The 12,644-nt window shown below is 63.3% G+C and carries 11 protein-coding genes; 2 read left to right on the plus strand and 9 right to left on the minus strand.

Annotated features, from left to right (window positions below; genetic code table 11):
• Nucleotides 1–78 precede the first annotated feature (78 nt).
• The 6 genes from QA640_RS33775 to QA640_RS33800 form a co-directional block, all read right to left on the minus strand.
• On the minus strand, nucleotides 79–2,019 hold the full coding sequence (locus QA640_RS33775; RefSeq protein ID WP_283037121.1) for a glycosyltransferase: 1,941 nt from the start codon (nucleotides 2,017–2,019) through the stop codon (nucleotides 79–81).
• Nucleotides 2,016–3,389, minus strand: a complete 1,374-nt coding sequence (locus QA640_RS33780; RefSeq protein WP_283037122.1) for an HlyD family efflux transporter periplasmic adaptor subunit — start codon at nucleotides 3,387–3,389, stop codon at nucleotides 2,016–2,018. The genes QA640_RS33775 and QA640_RS33780 overlap by 4 nt, the downstream gene beginning before the upstream one ends.
• A gap of 448 nt (nucleotides 3,390–3,837) precedes the next feature.
• Entirely contained in the window at nucleotides 3,838–4,353 is a 516-nt protein-coding gene (locus QA640_RS33785) for an N-acetyltransferase (protein ID WP_283037123.1), read from the minus strand.
• Between the two features lie 115 nt (nucleotides 4,354–4,468).
• Nucleotides 4,469–5,404, minus strand: coding sequence for a glycosyltransferase family 2 protein (locus tag QA640_RS33790; protein ID WP_283037124.1), 936 nt, complete (start codon nucleotides 5,402–5,404; stop codon nucleotides 4,469–4,471).
• Nucleotides 5,401–6,552, minus strand: a complete 1,152-nt coding sequence (locus tag QA640_RS33795; RefSeq protein ID WP_283037125.1) for a hypothetical protein — start codon at nucleotides 6,550–6,552, stop codon at nucleotides 5,401–5,403. The genes QA640_RS33790 and QA640_RS33795 overlap by 4 nt, the downstream gene beginning before the upstream one ends.
• A 54-nt stretch (nucleotides 6,553–6,606) precedes the next feature.
• Nucleotides 6,607–7,098, minus strand: a complete 492-nt coding sequence (locus QA640_RS33800; protein WP_283037126.1) for an NUDIX domain-containing protein — start codon at nucleotides 7,096–7,098, stop codon at nucleotides 6,607–6,609.
• Nucleotides 7,099–7,194: 96 nt separating this feature from the next.
• Here QA640_RS33800 and QA640_RS33805 point away from each other — a divergent pair, with 96 nt between their 5' ends.
• Entirely contained in the window at nucleotides 7,195–8,079 is an 885-nt protein-coding gene (locus QA640_RS33805; protein WP_283037127.1) for a metallophosphoesterase, read from the plus strand.
• A 151-nt stretch (nucleotides 8,080–8,230) separates the two neighbouring features.
• On the opposite strand, the gene QA640_RS33810 is transcribed toward QA640_RS33805, so the two are convergent.
• From QA640_RS33810 to QA640_RS33820, 3 genes are all read right to left on the minus strand, one after another.
• Nucleotides 8,231–8,785, minus strand: a complete 555-nt coding sequence (locus QA640_RS33810; RefSeq protein ID WP_283037128.1) for a hypothetical protein — start codon at nucleotides 8,783–8,785, stop codon at nucleotides 8,231–8,233.
• 221 nt (nucleotides 8,786–9,006) lie between these two features.
• A complete protein-coding gene (locus tag QA640_RS33815) occupies nucleotides 9,007–9,219 on the minus strand; it encodes a hypothetical protein (protein WP_283037129.1) in 213 nt (70 codons plus the stop codon).
• Nucleotides 9,220–9,237: 18 nt separating this feature from the next.
• Nucleotides 9,238–10,872, minus strand: a complete 1,635-nt coding sequence (locus QA640_RS33820; RefSeq protein ID WP_283037130.1) for an isocitrate lyase — start codon at nucleotides 10,870–10,872, stop codon at nucleotides 9,238–9,240.
• 231 nt (nucleotides 10,873–11,103) lie between these two features.
• Between QA640_RS33820 and QA640_RS33825 the strand changes: the two genes are divergently transcribed.
• Nucleotides 11,104–12,549 (plus strand): short-chain fatty acyl-CoA regulator family protein, encoded by a 1,446-nt coding sequence (locus QA640_RS33825; RefSeq protein ID WP_283037131.1) that lies wholly within the window; start codon nucleotides 11,104–11,106, stop codon nucleotides 12,547–12,549.
• Nucleotides 12,550–12,644: the final 95 nt, after the last annotated feature.

Genomic DNA, 12,644 nt, shown 5'->3' on the forward strand with positions numbered 1-12,644 from the left:
CGCGGCGACCTCGAGGCGCCGCGCTTCCTGACTGGGCTAAAGCGCGATGAGATTAGGATGAATCGTCATCGCGCTTTTTCACCCGAACATGCGCATGAGGAGCGCCTTGCCGACGGGCGTGGCGCGAACGCCACGGAACGAGTGAACATATTCGCCCGCGTAGAATGCGCGCACGGCCTGCACGCGAGCTCCCACGCTTTCATCGAAGCGCACCGCAAACCCATCGTACGTCCGACGCACTACGGTTGCGACGATGCTGCGTCCATAGACCTGGCACCCGACCTGCGCGCCGATTGGCGGGGGCGCGTGATCGGTGAAGCGCGCTCCGGTTATGGATATGTCAGCGAGGCGGAACAGTCGCACATTGTTCCCGTCGTCGATCAGAATGGGCTCATCGCGGGCAAATCGCTCTGCCTTCCTCTGTCGCGGCTGCTCGATACAGACGAAGCATACGATGCTGAGGACCACACAATTGTAGAGGCTCCAGCCGAGTGCCAGCCCGCCATATGCGATGTTTTCGCCGCGCAGGTGAATGATAAAGGCATAGGCGATGGCAGCCAACGTAATGGCCAATGCGGTGCCATAGATCCGCAATAGCGGCCACTCGATGAAACGCCGGTTGCGATCTCCACCCTTTGCCGTAACCTTGAACTTGTGCCCCTTCGGTCGCGCCAGGCCGGTGGCAACCGCTTTGAGAATGGCTGGCGCCGCAATGTATTGCGACACGTCCGTCATGATGGCGAGTGCGCGTCCTCGTGAGATCCAGGCCATCGTGAACGCATTCCAGACGTAGAACGGAAGGAAGTATTGCAGCAGCTCGAACAAGTCGGCATGCACGGCTCTGATCCCGAACAGCAGGAACAGCCAGGGCACGATGAGCCCCAGCACCTTCATGCCGTACACGGCTGCCCAGGCAAGGAAAGCATCGATGAGCGAGAGCCGGTCGATGACCGAAAGTGAAGAGCGGGCGGAAAACGGGCCGCTGCGCCCCCTTACGATCTGAACCAAGCCGAGGCACCAGCGCCCGCGCTGCGTGATGTACTCTTTCAGTCCCTCTGGTGCCAATCCGAGTGTAAGCCGCTCGTTCAGGTAAACCGTACGGAAACCGCGCTCCTTGAGCCGCAAGGACAAGAGATAGTCTTCGGTCACCGAATCCGTCGGAAACCCTCCGATCTGCGTGAGCGCGGCGTACCGGATGACGGATGATGTGCCGCAACAGAAGGCCACACCCCATGCGTCTTTTGCCGGCATCAGGATATCGAAAAAGAAGCGCTGCTCGTCGGGCCAGACTTCCGCGGCCGCAAGGTTGGTCTGGATCGGATCGGGATTGATGAAGTGCTGCGGTGTTTGCACGACCCCGATCGAATCGTCGGTGACGACACCCATCGCCCTGGTCAGAAAATCCGGCCTGGGCACGAAATCGGCATCCAGGATCGAAATGAAATGGGGGCGCTCCTCGAGTTTCCCAACCTGTTGCAGAGCGTTGTTGATGTTGCCGGCCTTGGCGTGACGATTGTCGGCGCGAGTCAAATACCGGCACCCGAGCTCCCCGGCGAGGTCCTTCAGCCAAGGGCGCCGACCGTCATCGAGCACCCAGACGCGATAGTTGCCGTAGCTCATGCCCGTGGCGCCGATGATCGTGCGCTCGAGGATCGCTCTCTCCTCGTTGTAGGTGCAAATGAAGACATCGATCAGGGGAAGGTGCTCCTTCGGTCGCGGATCCATCGCTTTCACGCCGGTGGAGCGATCGATCGTGCGGCTCAGAAACAGCAGGGAGGTGGCAACGCCGATCAGCGAGGCGGCTTCTACGAGCATGAAGGGATAGCCGACCAGACAGTCGGCGGTCATTGCCACTTCGGGAAGGCTCTGCGTGAGGCGCCAGTAGAAGTATCGCGCCATCAGAATGAACGACATGCCCGTCATCAGGGATCGGGCAAAAACATTGTCGCGGTTCAGCAGCGGCAGAACTGCCATGCAGGCGCCCAGCGCAATGAAAGCCGGCACAAGGGCCGCTGTCATGGCTTCGAACCTGATCCGGAGAATACGACGCGCCCGGTTCGTCCGACTGTGCAGCCATTTGCCACGGCATTCACGGGGGGAAGCGTAACCGTGACGCGGTACGGCTCTTTGCTGAGTGCATCAGGGTTGATCGCGAGATTGGCCGGAGCGCCCGACGCGCCCGTGAGATTTGTCACCGTTCCGTCGATCGCCGGTCCGCCGTCGCTGGGCTCAAATGTCGCCTGGTCACCCAATTGCAACCGGTTGTAGGCCCGTTCGGTGACGTTCGCAGTGACCACGGCCTGCGTGCAATCCAGTATCTTCAGCAGTGGTTGGCCTGCTCGGACATCCTCACCAGTCGACGTCATCATCTCCCATACCTGGCCCGTTGCCGGCAACCTGATATCGGCCTCCGAACGCTCGACGTAACGCGTCCGCTCGGAGACGATCTCGCCAGCGAGCCAGTTGATCTCGGCGTCGACTTGCGCAAGGTCCGCTTTGAGATCCTCAGCGCGCTGCCGCATCTCTTCCTCGCGCTGAACCGAACTTGGCCGATCATTGTAACTGTCGCCGAGGAACGTGCCGTTTCTGGCTGCCGCAAGCTCCACCATGGCCGCCTCAAGTCGCTTGCGCGCCCCGAGTTCAGTCTGTCGCGCGACTGATTGCTCGCGCGTCACTCGGGCGAGTTCGACCGTGGAAACGCTGCCCGATTTGGCCAGCGATGAAGCCCTCTCAACGGCTGCGGTCGACTCTTCCAGCCGCGTCGCGGCAGCTTCGATGGAAGTCTGCAGCTCCGCGATCCGTGCTTGCAGCTGAAGGATGCGACCGTCCCTGAACTGCGCCGCCTGCCGGGCGAGGTCCTGCCGTGCCGCTTGCACGGCGTCGAGCTTTGCGGACAGGCTCGGCCGCTGGATTTCAAGGCGGGCCAATTGTCGCCGCAAATCGTCAAGCCGCATTCGGTCGCCGCGCGGATTGACGATGCGAAGGACCAATGCGCCTTCGCTCACCGGCCCCATTTGTCGAGACAGGTCGAGACGGGAAAATACCTGGCCATCGATCGGCGACCTGAGCGTTACAAGGCGTGAGTTGACGACGGCCTCCACACTGGAGGCTTGCCACATCGCGCGCAGCGGCATCCAGCCAAATACCGCAACGATTACAAGTCCGGCGACGACCCGCAAACTGCGTCGGACAATCCGGCCCGTTTGGGCTGTCTTTGAACTGTCGGCACGTTGCTCGTGTTCGGGCTCTTCATCGTGAGGCGACCAGCGCTCCCTCAGCTCGTCCTGCAGGCCTCTCGCGCCTTTGTGCGGCGCGATGTCCGCCGGGCTTCGCGACGGCAACGAGAGCTCTTCGTTGGAAATGAAGGCGGAGCGTGCCTGGTCCGTCATGACAAGAATCTCGTGCCGATATCTACCTTGGTCATCAATTTGTGGGGCCGGGATAGATAGGCCGTCCTCGATCGGGAAGCGCCCACGGAAAAATCGTTTCCGGCTAGTCGTCCGTCCGGAACTAGCAGACAATGCTTTACAACCGTTTTACGGAGATCAGAAACGGACACCGTAGTGTTGCGGGCGAGTATCGTCCTGGCGCAACAAGCCGGTGCACCCAGCAGATGCGGTCGGGGCCATGACCGGGCTGGCGGCTGAATGTCTCCACGGCAGTGAGACGCAGTCTTCAATCCAAGGCTCGTCCAGGTGCTATCCCGGTGACCGCTTACACTCTGCGGAGGTGCGGCAGACGGTGTTGGCCCGAATTCGCGTCCGCTCCATGCACGCGCGATTGAAAGAAGTTCAAGACGTCCAGGAGGAAGGTCTTGCTGGCACCCAGGCCGTTCACCTACCCCCGTGCCTTGCTCCAGTCGGGACCGACCGGGCCCGACACGCCTTCGAACGCGCCGTCGATGAGTTCGAACACCAGGATGCGGCTGGCGTCGACCGGGCCTGGCATGGTGATGCGGCCCTTCGGCACCGGCTTGAAGCCGACGCGGCTGTAATACGGTTCGTCGCCGACCAGCAACACGATGGCGTGGCCCTGCGCCTTCGCGTCCTTCAGGGCGCGCTCGAGCAGCAAGCGGCCGACGCCACGGCCGCGGAACGGCGGCTCGACCGTGAGCGGGCCGAGCAGCAGCGCCTTGGTGTCGCCGATCGTGATCGGCAACAGGCGCACCGAGCCGACCATCAACGTGCCGATGCGGGCGGTGAAGGAGAGCTCGAGCAAATGGTCGACATGCTCGCGGATGCGGTAGGCGCTGAGCACGAAGCGTCCGGGCCCGAAGGTGCGCTCATGCAGCCGCTCGATCGCCTGCGCATCGCCTGCGGCCTCGGGAAGGATGGTGACAGAGAGATCGTTCATATTATCACAGCGTTTTCGAGCGAAGTGGGCACCGGTTCGCGTTAAGAAAACGCGTCAATACAAGAAGCGGAGTAGCATCTGCGAATGTGGAGGTCCATGGGAGTTGCACCCAACTTCAGTTCGTTTTCGGTGCCGGCTGGGACAGGTAGGCGAGCATCTTCATTTCCCGCCGGCCACGCGTGACTGTGTCGAGCACGAGCCCCGACGACACTGCGAGCAGCGCCATGATCATCAGGCCCATCGACAGAAAGGCGGTCGGAAAGCGCGGCACGAGGCCGGTCTCGATGAAGGTGATCACGATCGGGATCGCCAGGATGATCGACGCCACCGCCAGCAGAATTCCGATCATCGTGAAGAAGCGCAGCGGCCGCTCGGAGCGGTAGAGCTTGACCATGGTGCCGACGATGCGAAAACCGTCGCGCCAGGTGTTGAGCTTGGAAAACGAGCCCTCGGGGCGCGCATAGTAGGGCGTCTCGACCTCGGCGACCGGCAGCGACAGCTCGAGCGCGTAGACCGCAAGCTCGGTCTCGATCTCGAAGCCGTCGGAGAGCACCGGGAAGGACTTGACGAACCGGCGAGAGAACACGCGGTAGCCGGACAGGATGTCCTTGAAGGCCTGGCCGAAGGTCGACGACAAGAAGCCTGTCAGCATGCGGTTGCCGGTTCGGTGGCCGAGCCGGTAGGCGGCCTGTGCCTGATCGATGCGGAGACCGACGACCATGTCGAGATGCTCGTCGAGGAGCTTGTCGATCATACGCTGAGCGCTCGGCGCATCATAGGTCGCATCGCCGTCGACCAGCACATAGACGTCGGCCTCGACATCGGCGAACATGCGGCGCACCACGTGGCCCTTGCCCTGCCGCCGCTCGCTGCGCACGATCGCGCCGGCCTCGCGCGCAACGGTCGCCGTGCGGTCGCGCGAATTGTTGTCGTAGACGTAGATCTCGGCCGAAGGCAGGGCTTTACGGAAATCGGCGACGACGGTCGCGACCGCCGCTTCCTCGTTGTAGCAGGGCACCAGCACGGCGACGCGAAGCTCCGTCGATGTCATGGCGACAGCGCTCCAATACTCGCGGCCCCATGACGCAGCGGCGCCGCTTCAGAGGCTTCCATCGGCTGCATCAGCGCGGCGAAGGCCGTGCTCCACAGCGTCAGCATCGCGATCGGCACGACGTAATAGGGCGTGAAGACCGGGTGGCTCAGGAAGAAGACGAGATTGACCAGGAGATTGCCGGCAGCAACGAGCGCGACCTGGCGCACGCCGCCCTCCCCCGTCCGCAGCAGCCAGGCCGTCGCGCCGATCGCAAGCACGATCAACACGAACTGCATGTCGCGCAGATACTGGCCGAGCACGGTGAGGCTGAAGGCGGGCGCCACCACGTCGGCGCTGCCATAGGTGGTGGCCAGCGGACTGCCGGCGTTGATGGCCTGGGCGATCAATGTCGGCGCCGTCCCGACAAGGAAAGCAACGCTGAAGCCAAGGCCCTGCGCGAAGGTGATGAGCCTGCGCGACTGCACGAAGAGAATGCCGAGGAACAGGAAATAACCGGCCGCGAGCAGCGCATTGGGCAGGCGGAAATTGACGGAGAGCCCTAACAGGAGGCCGACCAGCATGATCGGCCACAGGCTCTGCCGCGCCCTCAGCAGCCACCATGCGGTCAAAAATCCCGCGGCGGCGCAGACCGCCATGGTCGGCGCGATCGAATAGCTCGCCTTGGCCGGGTTGATCATGAGATAGATCGCGAGCGCGCCGAAGCTACCTGCTCCCACGGTCAACGGCAGCGTCCGCGCCGCGAGGATGCCGAGCAGCGCAAGGGCAGAAACGATCAGGCTCGCGCCGACATAGAGCGGCACAGCCTGGTGTCTGGCCGGAAACAGCGCCAGCAGCGCGCCTGTGCCCGGCGGATATTGAAGCACCATTTTGTCGCCTGGCATCGGGGTGTGGCAAGGCCAGCGCCCCGGCTCCTTCCATCCGGAAAAGCCGATCTCCTTCAGCTTGCTCTCGAAATAACCGTCGTCGTCGAGCGCAGCATTGGTGTCGAGCCCGCCGATGCCGAAGCGCTGGAACAGGTGGGCCTGACGCAGATAGCAGATGTCGTCATAGACGCCGCGCGCCTCGTTCCAGCGCGACATCGTCACGATGTTGCTGGCGAGGATCGCAAGGCCGATCAGACCGAAGGTAATTTTGAGGCTCTTCATCCGGTTTCCACGGCGCCCCCAGGGAACGCGCCGCCCTACTAGCATAGCCGCCCGTCATCGCCACGTCGTAATCTGCGGCCGCCCCTCCAGCACCTCCGCGATCCGCAGCCGCGTGCCGGGCGTGGTGCCCTCGGGGAGGGCCGAGCTTGCGAAGAACCCGCATTCGATGATCTCGCGATTGGGCTCAGGCAGCTGCTCCTGGTTGAACTCCCTGACCACATAGACCGCGACATGATCGCGGCGCGAGACGTGGCTGTTGAGGAAGATGCCGTGCAGCACCGCCTCCCCGGTGAGGTCGATGTCGCCCTCCTCCTTCAATTCGCGCCGCATCGCACCTTCCATGGTTTCACCGAGATCGACACCGCCGCCCGGCAGGTACCAACCGCTGACATAGCTGTGCCTGACCAGGAAGACGCGATTGTCCCGATCCAGCACCACGGCGCGGACGCCGAGCGTCATGCCGCGGGCGACCAGGAAGTAGGAGTGGAAGATACGCCGCAGCAGGTACTCGTATTTCCGTCGCATCTGGTCCAGACGTCCCGCCATCAGGCTCCCTGATAAAACTCGCATGCAAGCTTTTCTTGCGTCGCAAGGCAGACCTTGCCATTACAGCACGGGAATAGCGAGGCAAACGCGCATCTGATGGCACCGTTCACACTCGCGCATCTGTCCGACCCGCATCTGCCGCCGCTGCCGAGGCCCCGGCTGATCGAGCTCGCCGGCAAGCGTGCGCTCGGCTACGTCAACTGGGCGCGCAACCGCCACAAGTACCAGCGCCGCGAGGTGCTCGACGCGCTGGTCACGGACATGAACGCGCAAGGCCCCGACCACATCGCGGTGACGGGAGACCTCGTCAACCTGGCGCTGGAAGCGGAATTCGCGCCGGCGCTGGACTGGCTCGAAGGCGTCGGTCCGCCGGATCGCGTCACCGCGATCCCCGGCAATCACGACGCCTATGTCAGTGCGACACGCCAGCGCTTTGGCGAAACCTTCCTGAACTACATTGCCGGCGACGAGCCTGCGGCAAGCTTCTTTCCCGCCGTACGCCGGCGCGGACCGGCCGCGCTGATCAGCCTGTCGACGGCGGTGCCGACGGCGCCCCTGATGGCGACGGGCACGCTCGGCCGCGACCAGCTCGCAGCGCTCGCAGAGGTGCTGGCGCGGCTTTCGACCGAAGACGTCTTTCGCGTCCTGCTCGTGCATCATCCCCTGAGGTCGAAGGCGCGCCACAAGCGGCTGACCGATTCCGATGCGTTGCTCGCGCTGATCAGGCTGCACGGCGTCGAGCTGATCCTGCACGGGCACGATCACGTGCATTCGACGATGTGGTTCGAAGGCCCCAACGGCAACGTGCCAGCGGTGGGTGTGCCATCGGCCTCGGCGCTGGCGCATGGGCGTTATCCTGCGGCGGCGTATAATCTGTTCGCGATCGAAAAGGACAATGCCGGCTGGCGCTGCGAGCAGACGGTGCGCAGCCTGGATCATGGGTTGCAGGTTCGGCAGATCAAGCACGTGCGGCTGGTTTGAGTTGCACGACCGTCGGTCCAGGGTGGGCATCAGCCGCGAGCTATGACGCGCAATTGCGCATCAGAGAATCCATCGGGCCACGGCGCATGCGGATAAATGGATTCCGAGTTCGCGCCTTCGGCGCGCCCCGGAAGGACGAGTTGAGAGATATTCACCAGCTCTGCAACGCCGCAAGCACGGCAACGCCGAACAGAGCGGCGGCGCCGAGGATGAATCCGAGCAGGAAGGGCCAGATGCGGGAGCGGCGCGGCTTCTCCGGCTCGGCCGCCTTGGGCTCGGGCGGCACGACCATCGCGTGCTCGCGCTCGATCATGCGGCGGGCGACGTAATCCGTCACCGCATCGACGATCGCCGCCGTGTCATGCGACTCGGCGAGGACGATGCGGCCGAAGCGGGTGTCCTGGACGAAGCGGTACATCCGCTTGTCGCGGCCCATCATGATGTGGGCGACGACGTCGATCCACAGCCGCGGCGTGTCGCCCTGACTGATGCCGCGATCGAACAGGTCGATCTGCTCCGGCACCTGAGCGAACAAGGCTTCGAGCGCGTCGTTGAGGATCTCCAGCCGCGCTACCTCGGCATCACGCAGGTCGACCACGACGCCGGTCCGGTCGGCGGCCTCGATCCGCGCCTTCAGCAGCGCATCGCGCAGCCGCACCGGGCGCGGCTGGCTGGGATTGATCCCGCTAATCTCGGGCTCTGACATTTTCGGCCTCGTAGCTCGACTGGCGCCGTTAACCTATCAGCAACCATGATCTCCGCAAAGGCCGTATAATTCCAGATACTTACGTCTCCGGAGGGGAGTTTTCCCTGTCCCAAAAACAGACGATCCCACCCGGGGCAGAGCCCGGATGGGACCGTCCGTCCTTGGACGTCTTCTTCTATGAGGTTCTATTAGGCCGCCAGCAGTAGGGTCCGGATCACGCTCTAGGCTGCCGGAGCGCGGTGCGGCTCTTCCACGATGGAGAAGCGGACACCGGCCTTGTGGCGGTTCTCCTCCGACACCTCACGCCAGCAGTCCTCGGCCTCCTTACGGGACTTGAAGGGGCCTTTGACCTGGGCCGAGCCTTCCACGAGCTTGTGGAAGTTCATCGAACCGAACTCGCCGCCGATCACCCAGAAATTGCTGCCTTTGGTCATTGTCAGTCTCCTCAACCGTTAGCCGAATTGGTTCATCGTATTGTGGGCGCCGCCCGCCTTCAGGGCAGCATCGCCGGCGAAGTACTCCTTGTGATCGTCGCCGATGTCGGAGCCCGCCATGTTCTGATGCTTCACGCAGGCGATGCCCTGGCGGATCTCTGCGCGCTGGACGTTCTTCACATAGCCGAGCATGCCCTGCTCGCCGAAATATTCCCTGGCGAGATTGTCGGTGGACAGCGCGGCCGTGTGATAGGTCGGCAGCGTGATCAGATGGTGGAAGATGCCGGCGCGCTTGGCGGAATCGGCCTGGAAGGTCCGGATCCGCTCGTCGGCTTCGATCGCCAGCGGCGTGTCGTCGTATTCCGCCTTCATCAGCTCCGCACGGTTGTACTTGCTGACATCCTTGCCGGCTTCCTTCATCGCATCGTAGACCTGCCAGCGGAAGTTGAGCGTCCAGTTGAAGGACGGCGAGTTGTTGTAGGCCAGCTTGGCGTTCGGGATCACCTTGCGGATGCGATCGACCATCTTGGCGATCTGCTCGATATGCGGCTTCTCGGTCTCGATCCACAACAGGTCAGCACCGTTCTGCAGCGAGGTGATGCAGTCGAGCACGCAGCGATCTTCGCCGGTGCCGGCGCGGAACTGGTAGAGATTGGAGGCCAGCCGCTTCGGACGCATCATCTTGCCGTCGCGGTTGATGATGACGTCACCATTCCTGGCGTTCTCCGGCGTCACTTCCTCGCAATCGAGGAAGCTGTTGTACTGGTCGCCGATGTCGCCGGGCTTGTGGCTGACGGCGATCTGCTGCGTGAGGCCGGCACCCAGCGAATCGGTGCGGGTCACGATAATGCCGTCGTCAACGCCGAGCTCGAGGAAGGCGTGACGGCAGGCGCGGATCTTGGCCAGGAAGACCTCGTGCGGCACGGTAACCTTGCCGTCCTGGTGGCCGCACTGCTTCTCGTCCGAGACCTGGTTCTCGATCTGGAGCGCACAGGCACCCGCCTCGATCATCTTCTTGGCGAGCAGATAGGTCGCCTCCGCATTGCCGAAGCCGGCATCGATGTCGGCGATGACGGGGACGACATGGGTCTGGAAGTTGTCGATCTTCTCGATCAGCTCCTTCTCCCTGGCCTTGTCGCCTTCCTTGCGCGCCTTGTCGAGGCTGCGGAAGATGTCGTTCAGCTCACGCGAGTCCGCCTGACGCAGGAAGGTGTAGAGCTCCTCGATCAGCGCCGGCACCGAGGTCTTCTCGTGCATCGACTGGTCGGGCAGCGGACCGAACTCGGAGCGCAGCGCCGCGATCATCCAGCCCGAGAGATACAGGTAGGTGCGATCGGTCTTGCCGCCGAAGTGCTTCTTGACCGAGATCAGCTTCTGCTGGGCGATGAAGCCGTGCCAGCAGCCCAGCGACTGGGTGTACTTGGTCGGGTCCTTGTCATACGCCGCCATGTCGGCCCGCATCAGCGCCGCGGTGTAGCGGGCGACGTCGAGACCGGTCTTGAAGCGGTTCTGCAGGCGCATGCGGGCGACGGCCTCGGCCGACACGCCGTTCCAGGTCGGCTGGTTCTTGAGGAGCGCCTGGGCTGCCTCGATCTCGCTCTGATACGGGGCCGGGCGCTGAAGCGCGTTGATGCCGCGGGGCTGGTAATTCATGTGCCTATCCTTTCGCTGACGATGGCCGATGGATAGCCATCGACATTCTTGACAATGCATTGCGAGATGCGTGTCAGGAGCTAAACGCGAAAACAGAAACTTCGTATAGATGGCTTGTTTTTTATTGGTGATGTCATGTAACATCAGAACATGTAATAGGTGTTATTTTGTAAAGTTAGTAAAAAATATAGGTCAGCAAGGCTGTCCTTGATGCGTCAGGAGATCTGAGACATGCCCGCCGAATCCGGGAAGAAACTGTTCGTCGGTCCCCGTTTCCGCCGGATCCGGCAGCAATTAGGGCTGTCACAGACCCAGATCGCCGAGGGGCTCGGGATCTCGCCGAGCTACATCAACCTGATCGAGCGCAACCAGCGCCCGGTGACTGCCCAGATCCTGCTGCGGCTGGCCGAGACCTACGACCTCGATCTGCGCGACCTCGCCACCGCCGACGAGGACCGCTTCTTCGCCGAGCTGAACGAGATCTTTTCCGATCCGCTGTTCCGCCAGATCGACGTTCCCAAGCAGGAGCTGCGCGACCTCGCCGAGCTCTGCCCCGGCGTCACCCATGCGCTGCAGCGGCTCTACGCCGCCTATACCGAGGCGCGCCAGGGCGAGACGCTGGCGGCCGCGCAGATGGCCGACCGCGACGTCGGCACGCGCTATGAGGCCAATCCGGTCGAGCGCGTGCGCGAGCTGATCGAGACCAACCGCAACTATTTTCCGGAGCTCGAGCAGGCCGCAGAAAGCCTGCGCGACGAATTGAACGTCCCGGCCGAAGGGCTTTACGCAGCCCTCGTGGCACGCTTGCGCGAAAAACATTCGGTTCAGACCCGCATCATGCCCGTCGACGTGATGCGCGAGACCTTGCGGCGCTTCGATCGCCATCGCCGCCAGCTCCTGATCTCCGAGCTCGTCGATCCGCCCGGCCGCACGTTCCAGCTTGCGTTCCAGCTCGGGCTCGGCGAATGCGCCCAGCATCTCGAAACCATCATCGGCCGCGCCGGGCCGCTGGACGATGCGCCGCGGCGCCTGTTCCGCATCACGCTCGGGAATTATTTCGCCGCCGCCGTGATGATGCCGTACCAGCCGTTCCTCGCGGCGGCCGATGCGTTGAACTACGACATTCACGTGCTGGCGCAGCGCTTCAATGCCGGATTCGAGCAGGTCTGCCATCGCCTCACCACGCTGCAACGGCCGAACGCGCGCGGTATCCCGTTCTTCCTGCTCCGCCTCGACAATGCCGGCAACGTCTCCAAGCGCTTTTCCTCCGGCACCTTCCCGTTCTCGAAATTCGGGGGCACGTGCCCTTTATGGAACGTGCATTCGACCTTCGACACGCCGGACCGGCTTCTGAAGCAGGTGATCGAGCTGCCGGACGGCACGCGCTACTTCTCGATCGCGCAGATGGTGCGCCGGCCCATTGCGCCCCACCCTCTTCCGCAGCCGCGCTTTGCCATTGGTCTCGGCTGCGAGATCCGCCACGCCTCGCGCCTCGTTTACGCCGCCGGCATGGATCTCGAGAAGGCCGAGGGCACGCCGATCGGCGTCAACTGCCGCCTCTGCGAGCGCGAAAACTGCGCCCAGCGCGCCGAGCCACCGATCACGCGAACGCTGATTCTGGATGAGACGACAAGACGGGTAAGCTCGTTCGCGTTCTCGAATGCGCGGGAGTTGTGAGGGGGCGTGCTCCCTCGCCCCGCCTGCGGGGAGAGGGTCGGGATGAGGGGGAGTCTCCGCGGGGACGGTGAAAGTTGGACTCGCGGAGAGTCGCC

Origin of the sequence: Bradyrhizobium sp. CB82, from assembly GCF_029714405.1 — a bacterium.
Lineage (GTDB): Bacteria > Pseudomonadota > Alphaproteobacteria > Rhizobiales > Xanthobacteraceae > Bradyrhizobium.

What these genes read in the sequence shown, in the direction of transcription:
- QA640_RS33795 (WP_283037125.1), bottom strand. Translation starts at nt 6,552, where the DNA reads ATGAAGAGCCTCAAAATTACCTTCGGTCTGATCGGCCTTGCGATCCTC.
- QA640_RS33825 (WP_283037131.1), top strand. Translation starts at nt 11,104, where the DNA reads ATGCCCGCCGAATCCGGGAAGAAACTGTTCGTCGGTCCCCGTTTCCGC.
- QA640_RS33800 (WP_283037126.1), bottom strand. Translation starts at nt 7,098, where the DNA reads ATGGCGGGACGTCTGGACCAGATGCGACGGAAATACGAGTACCTGCTG.
- QA640_RS33785 (WP_283037123.1), bottom strand. Translation starts at nt 4,353, where the DNA reads ATGAACGATCTCTCTGTCACCATCCTTCCCGAGGCCGCAGGCGATGCG.
- QA640_RS33810 (WP_283037128.1), bottom strand. Translation starts at nt 8,785, where the DNA reads ATGTCAGAGCCCGAGATTAGCGGGATCAATCCCAGCCAGCCGCGCCCG.
- QA640_RS33805 (WP_283037127.1), top strand. Translation starts at nt 7,195, where the DNA reads ATGGCACCGTTCACACTCGCGCATCTGTCCGACCCGCATCTGCCGCCG.
- QA640_RS33815 (WP_283037129.1), bottom strand. Translation starts at nt 9,219, where the DNA reads ATGACCAAAGGCAGCAATTTCTGGGTGATCGGCGGCGAGTTCGGTTCG.
- QA640_RS33775 (WP_283037121.1), bottom strand. Translation starts at nt 2,019, where the DNA reads ATGACAGCGGCCCTTGTGCCGGCTTTCATTGCGCTGGGCGCCTGCATG.
- QA640_RS33820 (WP_283037130.1), bottom strand. Translation starts at nt 10,872, where the DNA reads ATGAATTACCAGCCCCGCGGCATCAACGCGCTTCAGCGCCCGGCCCCG.
- QA640_RS33780 (WP_283037122.1), bottom strand. Translation starts at nt 3,389, where the DNA reads ATGACGGACCAGGCACGCTCCGCCTTCATTTCCAACGAAGAGCTCTCG.
- QA640_RS33790 (WP_283037124.1), bottom strand. Translation starts at nt 5,404, where the DNA reads ATGACATCGACGGAGCTTCGCGTCGCCGTGCTGGTGCCCTGCTACAAC.